The sequence below is a fragment of the Kitasatospora sp. A2-31 genome (genome assembly GCF_022288725.1).
Lineage (GTDB): Bacteria > Actinomycetota > Actinomycetes > Streptomycetales > Streptomycetaceae > Kitasatospora.
Genome location: NZ_JAKNTA010000003.1, coordinates 477,300 through 494,900, shown reverse-complemented (window position 1 = coordinate 494,900; position 17,601 = coordinate 477,300). Strand labels below are relative to the sequence as shown.

Sequence of the window (17,601 nt, the reverse complement as noted above, 5' to 3'; positions counted from 1 at the left end):
CGTTCTCGATCCGCATCGCGTCCCGCACGGTGAAGGCCTTCTCCCGCACCACCGCGACCACCCGGCCGTCGGCGTCCTTCAGCTCGAAGGTGTGCCGCAGCCGCAGCACCTTGCCGTCCACCAGGTACGCCTTGTTCCCGCGGTCGTCCTCGATCCAGTAGTCGTCGCCGATCGCGAAGAGCTTCTCCCTGACCAGGTACCGCACAGTGCCTCCTCGGGTGTGGACGTGCCCCCGCCCGCCATTCGACCCGATCTCCCCCGATCCGGGAAGCACCGCCGCGCGGCCCCGTCCGCGGTCAGGAACGACAGGACGGGACGCCCGCCCAGGCGGACGGACGGCATCTCGTGCACGTTTACGCGCCCCGGAGCTGGTCGGGGCAGGCGGTTGGCTGAACACCGGAGGCAAGGAGCTCACGCTCGCCGACTTCCGGGGCAAGATCACCATCCTGGAGCTGGACGTCCTACATCATGTAGGGAGCTCCAGATGGGGGCTTCGTCGGGACGCTCACCCTGTGGAAGCTGGACCGGTTGTCCCGCCAGGGCATCGGCCTTTCCGGACTGCTCGGGACCACAACACATCACGGTCATGGCGCATTCTTCAGCTCCCCGGACGCGCCGCCGAGGACCGAAGGGTGGACGTCAGACGGAGTACTCCCGAAGCAGGGCGATCATGTGACGGATCTTCTGGACCGCATCGTCGGGAATAGGATCCGGATTGAAGTGCATAAGGTCATTCCGGATGACCCGCAGCTCATCGATACGCTTGATGAAGACCTTCCGATCCAGAGGCCAGCCCAGAGTTTTCCAAGAATCCTCGCTTTCGAGGATCCGCTGGTAATCACCCACAGAGAGGTCGTCAAACGAGCCGATCGTGCGGTTACCGTCGGGCGCACATAGCGTGGCGACGTGAGCGATCGTAAAGGTTTCCGCCAGGATTCTGCGGAGACGCTGATCGAACTCTCCGATGAGGAAGAAGGGTGTCGCCATGGAGCCATACTCCATCGCAACGTCGTTCGCCGTCACGATACCGGCAATGGCGTTTGTCTGATCCCGGACGAGAACGAAGTTGTAGTCAGCGAGGAGCGGCAGAACATCGATCAGGTGCTGATCGTAGGGGACGTCGTGAGCCGGGATGATCGCCTTCGAAAATGGTGCCTGCGGATCGACGTGACGGGCACGGGCGATTGACTCCCACGTCACCGCACCACGAAGATTGCGAGTACCAGCGATAACGGGCAGTTGCGAGAATCCGTTGATCACCATCTCGGTGATCGCTTCTTCAAACGTGGAGGATGGCGATACGGACACGACACCAGTGAGCGCCGAGCGAAGGTTACCGACTGTAAGGCCCAACACGGGAGTGTCTTCCTCGCTGTGGCGAACAGGAGAACTCGCTACCGCCTGGGCCGGCGTTTCCGGCTCAGGCTGAATTTCTGTCAAGGTTGACGCACCAACAAGGTCCACAACAACATCAAGGCCTACTGCCTCAAAATCCGGCGAGGTCGACAAACTATGGTTAGCAAGCTCCGCAGAAATCTGCTGGCTGATCAAGTAGCCTCGTCGCTCTGCACCCCACCACTGGAGGAGATCACGGACTGGCAGGCTTTTAGGATGGCCCTGCTCGGCCGACTCCCTGGCTTGCTTCAACATCTCGTGACGTGCTGTGGACCGGATCGGAGTCTCTTCGTCGCCTTCCGACACCTGGGCGACGTTGTCCAACAGCTCTTGCCGGAGAGCATCCAGCATCCTGCCGTCAGGCAGCGCCCAGGCATGCCAGCCATCGAAGGACCCTCCGCCTACAGCCGCGATGGCAGCAGTAGAGGGCGACTTGAACAACTGCCCGTCGATCAGCTTGAGCTGAGCGTCATCGGTGATCTGGGCAGAGTGTGTCTCTCCAACGCGAGGTCGTTCAAAGGTGAGCTGATCACCGGGGCGAAGCAGCCCCACCCTGACCAGGTCAGCGATTCCTACGCGTCTTCCGGCGAGCAAGTACGAAGCCCTGCCAGCAGGTTCGCTCCCACCAGCACCACCTACGACGTCGGTCATGTCTCGCTCCTGGGGCTCCTGCGGCACCAACCAGCCGATTTTGGCAGACACGGCCACCAGCGTCCCGAGAATTCATACCTTGGGAATGCCACCTCCTGGCTCGGGACACCCACGGCCGGTGGTGCTGCCACACCCACCCGCGCTCATGTGAGCCTCATGTTTCGCGAACGTTGCAGACCACTACCCATGAAGGCCGCACAACCAGACAGCCTGGTGAAGTAGGAAGTCCGAGGCCACGGGCAAGGAACGTCTACGCAGGTCTTGCCGCTAGAACGAGGGTGCACGACGGGGACCAGCCCAGCTACCTCCGGAATGCGGACAGCCGGGGTGAGGTTTGATTGGGGCATGGCTTCTCGTGCACGTGTCCGCGCCCCTGAACTGGTCGGCGCCGGTGGCTGGCTCAACACCGGCGGCAAGAACCTGACCCTTGCCGACCTCCGAGGTCGCATTTTGGTACTAGACTTCTGGACCTTCTGCTGCATCAACTGCCTGCACGTCCTGGACGAGCTGCGCGAGCTGGAGGAGAAGCACCGCGACACCGTGGTGATCGTCGGCGTCCACTCGCCCAAGTTCGTCCACGAGGCCGACCACCAGGCCGTGGTGGACGCCGTGGCCCGGTACGAGGTGCACCACCCGGTGCTGGACGACCCGGCGCTGGCGACCTGGAAGCAGTACGCGGTGCGGGCCTGGCCGACGCTGGTGGTGATCGACCCTGAGGGCTACGTGGTCGCCCAGCACGCCGGCGAGGGGCACGCGCACGCGATCGCCCGGCTGGTGGAGGAGCTGGAGGCCGAGCACACCGCTAAGGGCACGCTGCGGCGCGGCGACGGCCCGTACGTGCCGCCGGAGCCCACCGCGGGCGACCTCAAGTTCCCCGGCAAGGCCGTCCGGCTGCCCAACGGCCACTTCCTGGTCGCCGACTCCGGCCACCACTCGCTGGTCGAGCTGGCCGAGGACGGCGAGACCGTCGTCCGCCGGATCGGCGACGGCGTGCGCGGCCTGGTCGACGGCACCGATCCGCGGTTCAGCGAGCCGCAGGGCCTGGTCCTGGTGCCGGCCGAGGCCGGCCTCGACCACGACGTGATCGTGGCCGACACCGTCAACCACGCGCTGCGCGGCGTCAGGCTGAGCGACGGCCGCACCACCACCCTGGCCGGCACCGGCCGCCAGTGGTGGCAGGGCTCGGCCACCGAGGGGCCGGCCCGCGAGGTGGACCTCTCCTCGCCCTGGGACGTCGCCTGGTTCGACGGCAAGGTCTGGATCGCCATGGCCGGCGTCCACCAGCTCTGGGCCTTCGACCCCGCCGCCGGCACCGTCGGCGTCGCCGCCGGCACCACCAACGAGGGCCTGGTCGACGGCCCGGTCGACGAGGCGTGGTTCGCCCAGCCGTCCGGCCTCGCCGTCTCGGCGGACGGCGAGCGGCTCTGGGTGGCCGACTCGGAGACCTCCGCGCTGCGGTGGGTTTCACGTGAAACGAAGACCGTCCACAGCGCCGTCGGCACCGGCCTGTTCGACTTCGGCCACCGGGACGGTGCCGCCGACCAGGCGCTGCTCCAGCACCCGCTGGGCGTCACCGTGCTGCCCGACGGCTCGGTGGCCGTCAGCGACACCTACAACCACGCGCTGCGCCGCTTCGACCCGGCGAGCGGCGAGGTGACCACGCTGGCCACCGACCTGCGCGAGCCCTCCGGCGCGCTGCTGGTGGACGACGACATCGTGGTGGTGGAGTCGGCGCGGCACCGGCTGACCAGGCTGCGGCTGCCCGAGGAGGCCGTCCGGGTCGAGTCGGTCGCGCACCGCACCCAGCGGGCCGCCACCGAGGTCGCACCCGGCGCGTTCACGCTGGACGTGGTCTTCCGGGCGCCCACCGGTCAGAAGCTGGACGAGCGCTACGGCCCGTCCACCCGGCTCCTGGTCAGCTCCACCCCGCCCGAGCTGCTGGTCTCCGGGGCGGGCGCCGACACGGCGCTCACCCGTGAGCTGGTGCTCTCCTCCGAGGTGGCCGAGGGCGTGCTGCACGTCTCGGCGATGGCCGCGTCCTGCGACGACGACCCGGAGATCGAGTACCCGTCCTGCCACGTCCACCAGCAGGACTGGGGCGTGCCGGTGAAGCTGGTCGCGGACGGCGCGAGCCGGCTGCCGCTGGTGCTCGCCGGCATGGAGTAGGCCCCGGGGCGCCGGCCGGCACGGCGAAGGGCCCGGCGGAGGTACTCCCCTCCGCCGGACCCTTCGGCACGGAGCGTCCGGCGCCGTCAGCCCTCCAGGAAGGCCTTGATCGCGCTCGCCAGCAGGTACGGGTCCTCCGCGCCGCACAGCTCGCGGGCCGAGTGCATGGAGAGCGCGGCGATGCCGCAGTCCACCGTGGCGATCCCCAGCCGGGCCGCGGTGATCGGGCCGATGGTGGTGCCGCAGGGCATGGCGTTGTTGGAGACGAAGGTCTGCCACGGCACGCCGGCCTTGTCGCAGGCCGCCGCGAACACCGCCCGGCCGACGCCGTCGGTGGCGTACCGGTTGTTGACGTTGACCTTCAGGATCGGCCCGCCGTTGGGCATCGGGTGGTGCCCCGGCTCGTGCCGCTCGCTGTAGTTGGGGTGCACGGCGTGGCCCATGTCGGAGGAGAGGCAGACGGTGCCGGCCAGCGCGCGGGCGCGGTCCTCGCGGCTGCCGCCGCGGGCGTGGACGGTGCGCTCCAGCACGTTGCCGAGCAGCGGGCTCTGCGCGCCGGTGTCGGACTCGCTGCCGGTCTCCTCGTGGTCGAAGGCGGCGAGCACCGGGATGTACGGCAGCTCCGCACCGGCGGCCGCGGCGGTGGCGACGGCGGCCAGCGCGGCGGTCGCGGCGTGCACCGAGAGCAGGTTGTCCAGCCGCGGACCGGCCAGTAGCTCGCGGTCCCGGCCGAGGTAGGAGGCGGGCTGCACGTCGTGGGTCATGAGGTCCCAGCCGGCCACATCGGCGGCCTCGACGCCGGCGCGCTGCGCGACGTACTCGATCAGGCCGCCCTCGTCGACCGGGCCGAGGCCCCAGATCGGGGTGAGGTGGCGCTGCTTGTCGAGCTTCATGCCCTCGTTGACCTGGCGGTCCAGGTGGATGGCCAGCTGCGGCACCCGCAGCAGCGGCTCGTCCAGCTGCACCAGCCGCACGCTGCCGTCGCGCAGGGCCAGCCGCCCGGAGAGGCCGAGGTCGCGGTCGAGCCAGGTGTTCAGCGGCACGCCGCCGTAGATCTCCACCGCGACCTGCCGCCAGCCCGCCGAGCCGGTGTCCGGCAGCGGCTTGACCCGCAGGTTGGGCGAGTCGGTGTGGGTGCCGACCACCCGGAACGGCGTCTCGGGGCCGGCGCCCTCGGGCACGTACCAGGCGATCAGTGCGCCGCCGCGGACCAGGTAGCGGCCCCCGGCCGAGGCGTCCCAGGCGTCCGTCTCGGCCACCTGCCGGAAGCCCGCCTTCTCCAGCCGCTCCGCGGCGCTGGCGACCGCGTGGTACGGCGACGGTGAGGTACCGAGGAAGGCGATCAGATCATCGGTGTGCGTCCGGTCGAAGTAGGCCTGACGGGCGGCGGTCGACATGCTGCTCCTGAGTCGAGGGAGGGCCGGAGCCGGATGGGGGGTTCGGCTTCGCACCTTGAGCATATGCCCGTACACGGACATGACACTCGGAACGTCCCAACGGATGCAGAACACAGACAGAAACGTGAACTGACACCACGCCGGGGAGCCGGGGAGCCGGGCACCGGGGGGCACCGCCCGGTCGCGGACGGTCGTCCCGGGGCCCGCCGGCGGGCAACGACGAAGGGCCCGGTGCGGCACCGGGCCCTTCGTCGTGAGGGTTCGTCAGGCGGTCAGTGGGGTGCGCGGCGTCAGAACGCCTCCTCCGCCAGCTCCATGATCTCGTTGTCGATGCCCTCGGCGATCAGGCGCTGCGGGGCGACGGTCGGCAGCACGTTCTTGGCGAAGAAGCGGGCCGCGGCCACCTTGCCCTGGTAGAACGCGACGTCCTTCTCCGAGGCACCGGCCTCCAGCTTGGCCAGGGCCACCGCGGCCTGGCGCAGCAGCAGCCAGCCGACCACGACGTCGCCCGAGACCAGCAGCAGGCGGGTGGTGTTGAGACCCACCTTGTACATGTTCTTGACGTCCTGCTCGACCGAGGAGAGGTCCGCCAGCAGCTTGCCGACGATCGCCTCCAGGTCGCCGGCGGCCTTGGCGAGCAGCTCGCGCTCGGCGGCCAGGGCGTCGCCGCCCTCGGCGGTGGCGAGGAACTTCTGGATCTGCTCGGACAGCGCGGTCAGCGCCTGGCCGCCGTCCTTGACGATCTTGCGGAAGAAGAAGTCCTGGCCCTGGATCGCGGTGGTGCCCTCGTAGAGGGTGTCGATCTTGGCGTCCCGGATGTACTGCTCGATCGGGTACTCCTGCAGGTAGCCGGAGCCACCGAAGGTCTGCAGGGACTGGGCGAGCTGCTCGTAGGACTTCTCCGAGCCGTAGCCCTTGACGATCGGCAGGAGCAGGTCGTTCAGGCGCTCGGCGGCCTCGTCGCGCTCGCCGCGCAGGCGGGCGGCCAGCATGTCGTCCTGGGTGGACGCGGTGAACAGGACCAGCGCGCGCATGCCCTCGGCGTAGGCCTTCTGGGTCAGCAGCGAGCGGCGCACGTCCGGGTGGTGGGTGATGGTGACGCGCGGGGCGGTCTTGTCCAGGAACTGCGAGATGTCGGCGCCCTGCACGCGCTCCTTGGCGTACTCCAGCGCGTTCAGGTAGCCGGTGGAGAGGGTGGCGATCGCCTTCGTGCCAACCATCATGCGGGCGAACTCGATGATCTTGAACATCTGGCGGATGCCGTCGACGGTCTCGCCCAGCAGCCAGCCCTTGGCCGGGTGCTTGGCACCGAAGGTCATCTCGCAGGTGTTGGAGGCCTTGAGGCCCATCTTGTGCTCGACGTTGGTGGCGTAGACGCCGTTGCGCTCGCCGAGCTCGCCGGTCTCCCAGTCGAAGTCGAACTTCGGGACGATGTAGAGGCCCAGGCCCTTGGTGCCCGGCTTGCCGCCCTCGGGGCGGGCCAGCACCAGGTGGATGATGTTCTCGGACATGTCGTGCTCGCCCGAGGTGATGAAGCGCTTCACACCCTCGATGTGCCAGGAGCCGTCCTCCTGCTTGATGGCCTTGGTGCGGCCGGCGCCCACGTCCGAACCGGCGTCCGGCTCGGTGAGGACCATGGTGGCGCCCCAGAGGCGCTCGGTCATCCGCTGGGCGACCTTCTTCTGCTCCTCGGTGCCCTCGTCGTGCACGACGCCGGCGAAGGCCGGGCCGGAGGAGTACATCCAGATGGCCGGGTTGGAGCCCAGGACCTGCTCGGCGTAGGCCCAGATCAGCGAGGACGGCGTGACCTGGCCGCCGATCTCCTCCGGGATGCCCAGACGCCACCACTCGGCGTCCATGTAGGTCTGGTAGCTCTTCTTGAAGGTGGCCGGGACCGGCGCGGTGTTGGTCTCGGGGTCGAAGACCGGCGGGTTGCGGTCGGTGTCGGCGAAGGACGCGGCGAGGTCGTTCTCGGCGAGGCGTGCGATCTCGCTCAGGATGTTCTTCGCGGTCTCGACGTCCATGTCCGCGAACGGTCCGGTGCCGTAGACCTGCTCGCGGCCGAACACCTCGAAGAGGTTGAACTCCACGTCCCGCAGGTTGGACTTGTAGTGACCCATGGCCGTTTTCTCCGGTTCGTCGCTTCCGGGAGACCGCCGCGTTCGGGCGCCCCGTACCCACCAGTAGGCATCATGATGCTACCCAGCGGTAACTTGTTCAAGCCCCCGGCAGTGAATCCGCTATGAACGTGGTCACGTCCCACAAGGCGGGACGACCACTCCTTGTCAGGATCGACGCCAGCACGGGTGGCGGCGCTCCCGATAGCCTGTCCGTGTGTACGGCTATGACCAGAACGCATACCCGGGCGGCTCCTACCAGCAACAGGCGGGACCGCAGCCGGGCATGAGCGGCATGCCCGGCCCCGGCCCGTACGGCGAGCAGCCGCAGGGCCAGCAGTCCCTCTACCCGGAGCCGTCCCCGCCGTCGCTGGCGGACGCCGTCCGGGCCTTCACCACCGGGTCGATGGCCGTGGAGGACTTCCAGGCCATCTTCATCACCTCCAAGGTGCACTGCCCGCGCGGCGACCGGCCCGGGTTCCTGGCGCTGCACAACACGCCCACGCCGGTGATCCCGATGTTCAGCTCGCTGAAGGAGCTGCGCCGCTACGCCGGCAAGGACTCCAAGCACTTCACCGTCACCGGCGCGGAGGTCCTCGACCTGCTCCCGACGGGCTACGGCTTCGCGCTGGACATGGAGGGCGAGCACCGGATGGTGTTCGACGCCAAGGCCGTCGAGCAGATGGTCGACTTCACCATGCGCCGGATGTACGGCTAGGAGCCGCCGGGCCGCCCCTCGAAGAGGCCGGCCGGCCGCCGGGGCAGCGCCCGGCCCCGTCGTCGACACATAGTTCAATCTTCAACTTGCTTCTTGTTGAGGATTGAACTATTCTCGTGGACGTAGGCCAGAGGAACCCCCGAAGGAGGCCGACATGCCCGCCGTGACCGTCGAGAACCCGCTGACCCTCCCCCGCGTCGCCACCCCCGACCCGAACGCCACCAGCGCCCGGCCGGTCCTCACGGTGGTCACCGCCCCGGAGGGCTTCGAAGGCGAGGGCTTCCCCGTCCGCCGCGCCTTCGCCAAGATCAACACTAAGTACCTCGACCCGTTCATCATGATGGACCAGATGGGCGAGGTTGAGTACGCGGCCGGCGAGCCGAAGGGCACCCCCTGGCACCCGCACCGCGGCTTCGAGACGGTCACCTACCTGATCGACGGCGAGTTCATCCACAAGGACTCGCACGGCGGCGGCGGCCACCTCGGCGGCGGCGACACCCAGTGGATGACCGCCGGCTCGGGCATCCTGCACATCGAGACGCCGCCCGAGTCGCTGGTGATGACCGGCGGCCTGTTCCACGGCATCCAGCTCTGGGTCAACCTGCCGGCCGCCGACAAGATGACCGCGCCGCGGTACCAGGACATCCACGGCGGCCACGTCAAGCTGCTCTCCTCCCCGGACGGCGGCGCGGTGCTGCGGCTGATCGCCGGCGAGCTGGACGGCCACGAGGGCCCGGGCATCACCCACACCCCGATCACCCTGCTGCACGCCAGCATCACCCCGGGCGCGCAGGTCACCATCCCGTGGCGGCCGGACTTCAACGCGCTGGCGTACGTCCTCAACGGCGACGGCAGGATCGGCGCGGAGGGCCGGCCGATCCGCAGCGGGCAGGCCGCGGTGTTCGGCGAGGGCGACACCCTCACCGTCTCCGCCGACGCCAAGCAGGACTCCCGGCACCCCAACCTGGACGTGATCATCCTGGGCGGGCAGCCGATCCGGGAGCCGGTCGCCTGGTACGGGCCGTTCGTGATGAACAGCCACCGCGAACTGGAGCAGGCGATGCGGGACTTCCAGTCCGGTTCGTTCGGCCACCCGATCGACTGACCGGCGGCCGCCGCGCCCCCCGGACGAGGGGCGGCCTCGTCCCCGCCCGGGGGCCCGGTCCCCCGGAACACCCGGGGGACCGGGCCCCCGGAACGCCTCGGTCCCCTACAGCAGTGCGTAGAGGGCCGAGGCGTCGTCGTGCGCCTTGCCGCGCGGCCAGCGCTCGCAGTCGGCGTCCGCCCGCTCGACCGCCCGCACCTGGGCGATCAGCTCGCCCGGCCCCGACTCGGCGAGCAGCCGCAGGGCGTCGCCCCAGCTGCCGAGGCCGAACCGCTCGGTGTAGCGCGAGGCGCCGTCGGTCAGCGCGGCCACCGCGCGCAGCCGGTCCAGGTCGACGAAGCCGGTCTCGGCGTGCTGGGCGGCCTTCGGGCTGGCGGCGGCGATCCACGGACCGCCGCCGTTGTTCCGGGCCGCCCGCACCGCCAGCGCGTACTCGAGGTGCAGCGCGGCGCGCTCGGCCGAGCCGGGCACCGTCGACCAAACCTGCCGGCGCAGCTCCTCCCCGCCGGGGAAGCGCTGGTTGTCACCGATCACCCTGGGCGGGCCGTCCTTGAACTCCAGCACCAGCAACGAATCGCCGAGCACCAGGTACTCCAGTGCGGTGCCGTGCCGACGGGCCGCGACGACCATGGCGGCCGGCGTGTTGGGGTGGGCGAGGTCGCACCGCCCGCCGTGCAGCGCCGCGGTCTCCACGATGGCGTCGGCCAGGCACTCGGCGATCGAGCGGTCCGCGCGGTCGGTGAGCCGGGCCAGCAGGTGCACCCCCAGCCGCCGTACGTACCAGGGGGTGCCGTGGCGGCACCCGGACTCCAGGCCGGTCGGCGAGCTCGAACCGTCGAGGAGGACGAGCGCCTCCGGCGACGCCGCCGCGAAGTCCTCGCTCTCGCTGCCCGGCCGCCGTGCTTCTCCTGCGAGCTGTACCTGCATCCCGACAGTGTGGCCGCCGGGCCGGGCACAGGCCCAGACCCCTGCACGCGGCTCGCTGCGCCGTCCGGTGGCAGCGGGGGCAATTCGGCCATACCGTCGGATAGCGAGTGGACAATCCGGCCAATCGGGGCCCGACGGGTTTGAGATCCCCGTTCGGGTGCCCGAGCCTCCCGGGGCTGACGGGGCGCCACGGGCGGGACGACCGACCAGGACGAGGAGCGACGGATGTTCTGGCAATTCATCGTGCTGCTGGCCGCCTCGATCGGCTTCCCGATCGCCGCGTTGCTCTACCTGATCGGCGGGCCGCGGTTCCCCGACGAGCCGCGCGACGACGGCTGAGCCGCCCGCGCCGGGCCGGGCCGGGCCGCGCCACCGGCGCTACCGCTCGGGCAGCGCCCAGGCCGGGTCGCGGCCCAGCAGGGCGAGCGCGCGATGGAACGGCCCGGCGGCGGCGCCGGGCTCCCGGCGTTCGCGGAAGGCGCGCCCCGGCGCCCGGTCCGCCGGCCCGGCGGGCACCCGCTCGGCCACCGCCAGCAGGGCGGCGGCGAGTCGCGGCTCGCCGTCCACGGCCGCGGCGACACCGGCGCCGACACCGAGCGCGGCCGCGGCGTCCCAGGTGTGCACCAGGGTGTCCAGCAGGTGGAAGCCGACCGCCAGGCGCAGCGGGAAGGCCACGTCCCGGTCGATCTCCGGCAGCCGGAGCCGCCGTTCGCGGTCGGCCGCCGCCTCCGCGAAGGCGGCCGCCAGCTCCGCGGCCGAGCGCCGGAACGGACCGGCCGGGTCGTTGCCGACCGGCACGGCCGCGAACCGGGCGGGGTCGGGGCCGGCGCCGCGCGCCGCGGCGGCGAAGCCCCGGTGCTGGCCGACCGCGTGCGCCAGCAGCTCCCGCAGCGTCCAGCCGGCGCACGGTGTCGCCAGCACCAACTGCTCCGGCTGCACCGTGTCGACCAGCCGGGCCGCCGACTCCAGCGCGCTCGCATGCAGTTCGCGCAGTTCGGGTTCGCGCAGTTCGGGTTCGCGCAGTCCGAGCGGTTCGGTGCGGCCCGGGGGGCCGGGCGGGCGGACGGTGCTCACGCGGCACCCGCCGTGCGGTCGGCGGCGGCCAGGAAGCCGACGGCGTTGTCGAGGACGGCGGGCTCGCCGAGGATCCGCCGGTGGCCCAGCCCACGGGTGACCAGCAGTTCCAGCCGGTCGCCGTACGCGGACTTGAGCCGGTGGGCGTGGTCCACCGGGACGACGTCGTCGCCCTCGTCGTGCGCCACCAGGATCGGCACGGCGATCTCCGCGGGGTGGCGGGTGGCGTCGAAGTACTCCGCGACGTCCTCGACGCCGGGGAACATCTCCCGCTCCACCAGCTGCCGCAACCGCCGCTCGACCCGCGCGTTCAGACCGGCCGCGGCACAGAAGGCCGCGGGCATGAAGGAGACCTCGGCGGCCCCGGCGACGGCCACCAGCCGCCCGGCCCGCAGGCCCCCGCGCAGCGCGAGGAAGGCCGCGTTGACGCCGAGCGAGTGCGCCACCACGGCCTCGAAGTCGCCGTACCGCTCCTGCAGCCGGAAGGCCAGCTCGCGGTACTCCAGCACGTGGGTGGTACGGCCGCCGGACTCGCCGTGGCCGGGGGCGTCGAAGGCGATCGGGGTCATGCCCAGCGCCTGCAGCCGCGGCACGAGCGGGGCGAACCGCGAGGCCCGGGACTGCCAGCCGTGCAGCAGCAGGACGGGCCGGGCGCCGTCGCCCCAGCGGTAGGCCACCACGGGCTTGCCGCCGACGGCCAACCGCTCGGTGGCGGCCCGGGCGTGGACGTGCTGCTCGTGCGGGCGCAGCCGGCCGCGCCGGAGCGGGTGGCGGAACAGCGCGAACGCCGCGCGGCCGGCCGCGCCGGGCGCGAGCAGCGAGGCGGTGTTGAGGGTGGTGCGGATCAGTGCGACGGCCGGGTCCATCGGGTCTCCCTGTCGGTGCTGACGGGTCTGCGTGGGTGCGGGGGCCGGACTCGGGGAGATATTAGCACGATCGTTCGTGCAGTTTTCTGGTCCGGGGAAGGCCCGGGTGGGGGCCCGGTGGGGGCCCGGATGGAGACCCGGTAGTGGCCCGGATGGAGAGGGAACGACCGGGCCCCGGACCTGCGGAGCTGCCGCACGCAGCGGGCCGGTCAGCCCTCCGGCAGCGCGGCCGGGTCGCTCGCCGCGGCCCGCAGCAGGCTCCGGGCCGCCCTGACCGCCCGGTCGTACGGGGCGTCCTCGCCGAACAGCAGCGCCTGCGAGTTGGCCGTCTCCATGAAGCTGGTCAGGGCGAAGACCAGCTGGTCCGGATCGGCGTCGGCGCGCAGCTCGCCCGCGTCCCGGGCGCCTTCCAGCCGCGCGCGGACGGTCTGCTGCCACTCCCGGGCGCTGGTCGCCAGCAGGTCGCGCACCGGTCCCGGCTGGGCGTCGAACTCGGCGGTGACGCCGTAGAAGAAGCAGCCGCCGGGGAACACCCGGGCCCGCGAGTAGGCGATCCAGGACTCGAAGAGCCGCCAGACCGCGGCCAGACCGGGGCGATCGCCCTCGACCGGGCCGATCACCGCGTCGTAGTAGATCCGCCGGGCCGCCCGGACGGTGGCGAGCTGCAGCTCCTCCTTGGAACCGAAGCCCGCGAAGACCCCGCTCTTGCTCAGGCCGAGGTCGGTGGCGAGCCGGCCGATCGAGAGCGCGCCGAGCCCCTCCACCGAGGCGATCTCGACCGCCCGGCGGAGCACCGCCCGGCGGGTCTCCTCGCCGCGCTGGAGGCGGCCGTCGACGCGTCCGCCCGTCCCGCCGCCGCCCTGCCCGCCGGTGCGTCGGTCGGTCGCGGAGCCGGTCACGGTGCACCTCAGCTGTCGGTCGGGACGGCGGCGCCGTCGTCACCCAAGGGCGGCGGGCGGCCCACAGTCGTGAGCCGCCCGCCGCGTCTGCGTCCCGCCAGGGTATCGCCGCCCGCCCGCCGGGCGGAGGTCCGGCAGGACGGGTCCTACCCCCGGGCCGCGAGGGCCGGGCCGCGCAGGGCCGCCCGGCCCGGCAGCGCCGTCGCGGCCAGGGCCAGCACCGCCGTGACCGCCAGCACCCCGGCGTAGTCCGCCCACGGCCAGGCGGGCTCGGCCGCCCCGGTCATCCCCACGCTGAAGGCGGTCAGCACCGCGCCCGCGATCGCCGTGCCGAGCGCCGCCCCGGTGACCGCCACCGCCGCCGCCTCCAGGCGCAGCATCCGCAGGATCTGGCGGCGGGTGGTGCCGGCCAGCCGGAGCAGGGCGAACTCCCGCCGCCGGTCCGCCGTCGCCATCGCCAGCGTGTTGACCACGGAGATCGCGGTGAAGCCCAGGACCAGGCCCATGCCCAGGAGGTTGACCTCGGCACCCGTGCGCCGGCCCTCGGCCGCGATCTCCCCGGCCTGCGCCCGGTCCAGCACCCGCACGCCGGGGTAGCCGGCCACCGCCGCGGTCAGCCGCTCCCGGGTGACGCTGGCGTCGGCGGCGACCAGGACGGCCGCGGCCAGCGGGTCGTCCACGTGCCGGGCCAGCAGCGCGTGCGGAAGGGTCAGGTCGCCGAAGCCGAGGCCGCGGGCGTAGACCGCCCGGACGGTCAGCTCGGCCGGGGTGCCGTCGCCGAGGGTCAGCCGGACGACCGAGCCCGGGTGCACCCCGAGCGCGCCGGCCGTCGTCTCGCTGACCGCGAGGTCGCCGTCGCCGAAGCCGGCCAGCGTGCCGGCCGTCACCCGGGGGTCCCACGCCGCGGTCAGGCCCGCGGTGGTGACGCCCTGCGCGGAGTACTTCTCCAGGTCGATCCGGACCGAGCTGCGGACCACCTCGGTCGCCGCCGTCACCCCGGGCAGCGCCCGGACCGCCTGCGCCGCCTCACCGGGCACGCCCGGGGCGCTGGCGGCCAGCGCCCACGGGGCCCGGACGCCCTCCTCGGCCTGCCGGCCGGCCGCACCGTCGAGCGTGGCCTGGGTGAACAGCACGGTGCAGACCATCGCGGTCAGCAGGGCCAGCGGCGCGGCGACCGCACCCGTCCGGCGGGCTTCGGCGCGCAGGTTGGCGGCGGCCAGGTGCCCGCTCACCCGGGAGAGCCGCAGTACCCCGCCGATCACGGCGGCGGCGATCCGGGCCAGCACCGGGCCGAGCAGCGACACCGCGATCGCCAGTACCAGCACGGTGGCGAAGGTGACCGGGGTGGAGGCCTTCTCGGTGTCCAGCGCCGACAGGACGGCGACCAGGGTGACGCCGCCCGCCAGGGTCACCAGACCGGCCACCGTGCGGACCCAGCCGCCGGTGCGCACCTCCACGGCCGCCTCCGCCAGCGCCTGGCCGGGGCGGATCCGGGACGTCCGGCGGGCGGAGATCCGGGCGGCGGCCCAGCCGCCGAACAGCGCCGCCAGCACGCCGACGGCCATCGGGAAGACGCTCTGCGCGAGGTTCAGCGTGCCCGGCACCGCGCCGAGGTCCACGAAGCCGTCGTACAGCTCGCGTCCGGCCGGCAGGCCGGCGAGCGAGCCCAGCACCCCGCCGGCCAGGCCGAGCAGCAGTGCCTCCCGGCCGATCAGCCGCCGCACCTGGCCCGGCGTCGCCGCCACCGCCCGCAGCAGCGCGATCTCGCGGCCGCGCTGCTGGATGGTCAGGGCGAAGGTGCCGCTCACCACCAGTACGGCGACCAGCAGCGCGGTGCCGCCGATCGCGCCGCCCATGCTGACCAGCTTCACCCTGGCGTTCGCCGCGTCCGGGAACTCCGCCAGGCCGCGGTCGGCGCCGCGGTGGACGACGGCGCCACTGCCGGCCAGCACCGGTGCCAGCCGGCCCGCCAGCGCGGCGGCGTCGGTGCCGGGCGCGGGCAGCACGCCGATCGCGCCGACCCGGCCGGGGTGGTCGGCCAGCCGGCGTGCCTCGGCCGGGCTGAAGAACAGCGCGCTCTGCTGGGCGAGTCGGACGCCGCGCGGGGCGGCGAGTCCGGTGACCCGGTACTCGGCCGGGGCGCGGGTGGCCCGGACGGTCACCCGGTCGCCGACGCGCAGCCCGGCCCGGGCCGCCGCGCCGGTGTCCAGCACCAGCTCGTCGGCCGCGACCGGCTCCCGGCCTTCGGCCAGGGTGAACGGGGTCAGCGCGGCGGACTCCCAGGAGTGCCCGTACGAGGGGAGGTCGTCGCCGGACCGTCCGCCGGCGGCCACCGTGCGGGCCGGGAAGGCGAGCTCGGGCACGGCCGCCCGCACTCCCGGCACCGCGGCGATCCGAGCGGTCAACTCCTCGGGCAGCCAGACCCGTTCGGCGAGCGGCTTGGCCTTCTCCTTGGTCTTGGTCTTCCCGTTGCCCTTGTCCTTGACGACGGTCCTGTGCACCTGCTGGTCGCCGGCCACCACGATCGGCGTGCCGGCGAGCCGCTCGGCGCGGACCTCACCGCGCAGGCCGGTCTCCAGCAGGGTGCCGCAGGCGGTGACGGTGAGGGCGGCGAAGAACAGCGCGACGAAGGCGCCCGCGAAGCTCGCCCGGCGGGTGCGCAGGCTCTGGAGCGCGTACGAGAGCAGCATCAGAGCCACACTCCCCGACGGGAGTCGGCGCGGGTGGCGGAGCCGGGGACGGTGCGGCGGGCGACCCCGTGGAAGGGCCGGTGCGCGGGGCGGCCGGGGCGGTCCGGGCGGCCGGCGGCGGGCGTTTTCGTCATGCCCCCAGGCTTCCGTTCCGAGGACCTCCGGCGCAGTGCGGCGGCCCGGCCGGTCGAGGCGGGGGTTATCCCCCGAGCGAGCCCGCCGGCTGCCCTACTCCGCCGCGCCCAACGCCCCTTCCAGCAGGGCCGCCTGGGCCAGCAGTCGCTCGTCGTCCCCGGCGGCGCCGATCACCTGCAGGCCCAGCGGCAGGCCGTCCGCCGTCCTCCCGGCCGGCAGGCTGAGCGCGGGCAGCCCGAGGTGGCTCCACGGCAGCGACATCACCGGGTCCCCGGTGGCGGCCAGGCCGGACGGGGCCGGACCGGTCGCGGAGGGCGCCAACAGCAGGTCCACACCGGCCCGTTCGCGCTCCTCGGCGACGCGGTCACGCAGGTGCTCGCGGGCGCGCAGCGCCGCCGCGTAGTCCTCCGGCGCCACCGCCTGGCCCTGCCGGATGCCGGCCGCCGTCTCCGGCCGGTAGAGGCCGGCGAAGCGGCTGAACCAGTCGGCGTGGGTGCGGGCCTGCTCGAAGCGGTTGATCGTGTGCACCTGCCGCAGCACCGACTCGAAGTCGGGCAGCAGGTCGATCCGGCGCACCGTCAGACCGGCGGCCGCCAGCCGCGCCAGCTGTTCCTCGAAGGCCTTCACCGCCTCCGGCCGGGCCCGCTCCAGAAAGCGGCCGACCGGCACGCCGAGGACGGGCGCCGGGCCCGCCGGACCGACCGGTTGGGCCGCCTCGGCACGCCAACCGTCGCAGAACAGGGGCGCCGCCAGCGCCGCGCCGGCCAGGTCGGCGGTGAACAGGCCCAGGGTGTCGTAGCTCGGCGCGTTCGGGACCACGCCGTCCGTCGGGATCCGCCCGAAGGTCGGCCGGAACCCCACGACGCCGCAGTAGGCGGCAGGGCGGACCACCGAGCCGATGGTCTGGGTGCCGATCGCCAGCGGCACCAGCCCGGCCGCGACGGCCGCCGCCGAACCGCTGCTGGAGCCGCCCGGGGTGTGGCCGGGGTGGTGCGGGTTGCGGGTCGGACCCGGGGCGCTGCCCGCGAACTCGGCGGTGACCGTCTTGCCGGCCACCAGCGCGCCCGCGGCCCGCAGCCGGTCGACCACCGCGGCCTGCGGCCCGGCCAGCACGCCCGGGGGCAGCGCCGAGCCGGCGTGGGTGGGCAGGCCGTCGACGCGGACGACGTCCTTGACGCCGACCGCCACGCCGTAGAGCGGCGGTGCGGCGGCCGGGTCGGGGTACCGCGCGGCCAGCGCCCGGGCCTCGGCGTGCAGCCGGGCCGGCCGGCCGGGCTCGGGCACGAAGGCGTGGATCAGCGGGTCGACCCGTTCGATCCGGGTGCAGAGCCGGTCGACGTGGCCGGCCAGGTCGGGGCCGGCGGCCCGCAGGGCGGCGGCCTCACGGGCCAACGACCGCGGGCCGGCCAGGGGTTCCTCCATACCGGTCACGGTATCCCGGTTCACGGGCGGCCGACCGCG

The 17,601-nt window shown here is 72.9% G+C and carries 14 protein-coding genes; 3 read left to right on the top strand and 11 right to left on the bottom strand.

Annotated elements, in window-relative coordinates:
* The coding region (locus MCM47_RS11010) for an LURP-one-related family protein (protein WP_238860861.1) at positions 1 to 205 on the bottom strand (205 nt) is incomplete at its 3' end.
* Positions 206 to 639: 434 nt separating this feature from the next.
* Positions 640 to 2,046, bottom strand: coding sequence for a CBS domain-containing protein (locus MCM47_RS11005; RefSeq protein WP_238860859.1), 1,407 nt, complete (start codon positions 2,044 to 2,046; stop codon positions 640 to 642).
* Positions 2,047 to 2,391: 345 nt separating this feature from the next.
* Between MCM47_RS11005 and MCM47_RS11000 the strand changes: the two genes are divergently transcribed.
* Positions 2,392 to 4,212 carry an NHL domain-containing thioredoxin family protein gene (locus tag MCM47_RS11000; RefSeq protein ID WP_238860857.1) on the top strand — a complete coding sequence of 607 codons (1,821 nt, stop codon included), beginning with the start codon at positions 2,392 to 2,394 and terminating at the stop codon, positions 4,210 to 4,212.
* Positions 4,213 to 4,298: 86 nt separating this feature from the next.
* Here MCM47_RS11000 and MCM47_RS10995 read toward each other — a convergent pair whose 3' ends face one another.
* Positions 4,299 to 5,609: a M18 family aminopeptidase gene (locus MCM47_RS10995; protein WP_238860855.1), complete on the bottom strand. Its 1,311-nt coding sequence runs from the start codon at positions 5,607 to 5,609 to the stop codon at positions 4,299 to 4,301.
* A 290-nt stretch (positions 5,610 to 5,899) separates the two neighbouring features.
* Complete coding sequence (locus tag MCM47_RS10990) at positions 5,900 to 7,729, bottom strand: acyl-CoA dehydrogenase (protein ID WP_238860853.1); 1,830 nt, start codon at positions 7,727 to 7,729, stop codon at positions 5,900 to 5,902.
* Positions 7,730 to 7,943: 214 nt separating this feature from the next.
* Between MCM47_RS10990 and MCM47_RS10985 the strand changes: the two genes are divergently transcribed.
* Both MCM47_RS10985 and MCM47_RS10980 read left to right on the top strand, forming a co-directional pair.
* The gene (locus MCM47_RS10985) at positions 7,944 to 8,444 is read left to right on the top strand and encodes an SseB family protein (protein WP_238860851.1); all 501 of its coding nucleotides are present in this window, start codon (positions 7,944 to 7,946) and stop codon (positions 8,442 to 8,444) included.
* 154 nt (positions 8,445 to 8,598) lie between these two features.
* Positions 8,599 to 9,549 carry a pirin family protein gene (locus MCM47_RS10980; protein ID WP_238860848.1) on the top strand — a complete coding sequence of 317 codons (951 nt, stop codon included), beginning with the start codon at positions 8,599 to 8,601 and terminating at the stop codon, positions 9,547 to 9,549.
* A gap of 105 nt (positions 9,550 to 9,654) precedes the next feature.
* On the opposite strand, the gene MCM47_RS10975 is transcribed toward MCM47_RS10980, so the two are convergent.
* The 7 genes from MCM47_RS10975 to MCM47_RS10950 form a co-directional block, all read right to left on the bottom strand.
* The gene (locus tag MCM47_RS10975; RefSeq protein ID WP_238860846.1) at positions 9,655 to 10,476 is read right to left on the bottom strand and encodes a protein phosphatase 2C domain-containing protein; all 822 of its coding nucleotides are present in this window, start codon (positions 10,474 to 10,476) and stop codon (positions 9,655 to 9,657) included.
* A 378-nt stretch (positions 10,477 to 10,854) separates the two neighbouring features.
* Positions 10,855 to 11,550 (bottom strand): TIGR03086 family metal-binding protein, encoded by a 696-nt coding sequence (locus tag MCM47_RS10970; RefSeq protein ID WP_238860844.1) that lies wholly within the window; start codon positions 11,548 to 11,550, stop codon positions 10,855 to 10,857.
* Complete coding sequence (locus MCM47_RS10965; protein ID WP_238860842.1) at positions 11,547 to 12,416, bottom strand: alpha/beta hydrolase; 870 nt, start codon at positions 12,414 to 12,416, stop codon at positions 11,547 to 11,549. The genes MCM47_RS10970 and MCM47_RS10965 overlap by 4 nt, the downstream gene beginning before the upstream one ends.
* Positions 12,417 to 12,625: 209 nt before the next feature.
* Positions 12,626 to 13,315, bottom strand: a complete 690-nt coding sequence (locus MCM47_RS10960; protein ID WP_238860840.1) for a TetR/AcrR family transcriptional regulator — start codon at positions 13,313 to 13,315, stop codon at positions 12,626 to 12,628.
* Positions 13,316 to 13,461: 146 nt separating this feature from the next.
* Positions 13,462 to 16,005 (bottom strand): FtsX-like permease family protein, encoded by a 2,544-nt coding sequence (locus MCM47_RS10955; protein ID WP_238860837.1) that lies wholly within the window; start codon positions 16,003 to 16,005, stop codon positions 13,462 to 13,464.
* Positions 16,005 to 16,139, bottom strand: coding sequence for a hypothetical protein (locus MCM47_RS41650; protein ID WP_255751977.1), 135 nt, complete (start codon positions 16,137 to 16,139; stop codon positions 16,005 to 16,007). The genes MCM47_RS10955 and MCM47_RS41650 overlap by 1 nt, the downstream gene beginning before the upstream one ends.
* A gap of 94 nt (positions 16,140 to 16,233) precedes the next feature.
* The gene (locus MCM47_RS10950; RefSeq protein WP_238860836.1) at positions 16,234 to 17,562 is read right to left on the bottom strand and encodes an amidase; all 1,329 of its coding nucleotides are present in this window, start codon (positions 17,560 to 17,562) and stop codon (positions 16,234 to 16,236) included.
* Positions 17,563 to 17,601: the final 39 nt, after the last annotated feature.

Bases quoted from the DNA above. Each gene is read 5' to 3' on its own strand.
- MCM47_RS11000 (WP_238860857.1), top strand. From the start codon at position 2,392: ATGGCTTCTCGTGCACGTGTCCGCGCCCCTGAACTGGTCGGCGCCGGT.
- MCM47_RS10955 (WP_238860837.1), bottom strand. From the start codon at position 16,005: ATGCTGCTCTCGTACGCGCTCCAGAGCCTGCGCACCCGCCGGGCGAGC.
- MCM47_RS10990 (WP_238860853.1), bottom strand. From the start codon at position 7,729: ATGGGTCACTACAAGTCCAACCTGCGGGACGTGGAGTTCAACCTCTTC.
- MCM47_RS10980 (WP_238860848.1), top strand. From the start codon at position 8,599: ATGCCCGCCGTGACCGTCGAGAACCCGCTGACCCTCCCCCGCGTCGCC.
- MCM47_RS11005 (WP_238860859.1), bottom strand. From the start codon at position 2,046: ATGACCGACGTCGTAGGTGGTGCTGGTGGGAGCGAACCTGCTGGCAGG.
- MCM47_RS10965 (WP_238860842.1), bottom strand. From the start codon at position 12,416: ATGGACCCGGCCGTCGCACTGATCCGCACCACCCTCAACACCGCCTCG.
- MCM47_RS41650 (WP_255751977.1), bottom strand. From the start codon at position 16,139: ATGACGAAAACGCCCGCCGCCGGCCGCCCGGACCGCCCCGGCCGCCCC.
- MCM47_RS10975 (WP_238860846.1), bottom strand. From the start codon at position 10,476: ATGCAGGTACAGCTCGCAGGAGAAGCACGGCGGCCGGGCAGCGAGAGC.
- MCM47_RS10995 (WP_238860855.1), bottom strand. From the start codon at position 5,609: ATGTCGACCGCCGCCCGTCAGGCCTACTTCGACCGGACGCACACCGAT.
- MCM47_RS10950 (WP_238860836.1), bottom strand. From the start codon at position 17,562: ATGGAGGAACCCCTGGCCGGCCCGCGGTCGTTGGCCCGTGAGGCCGCC.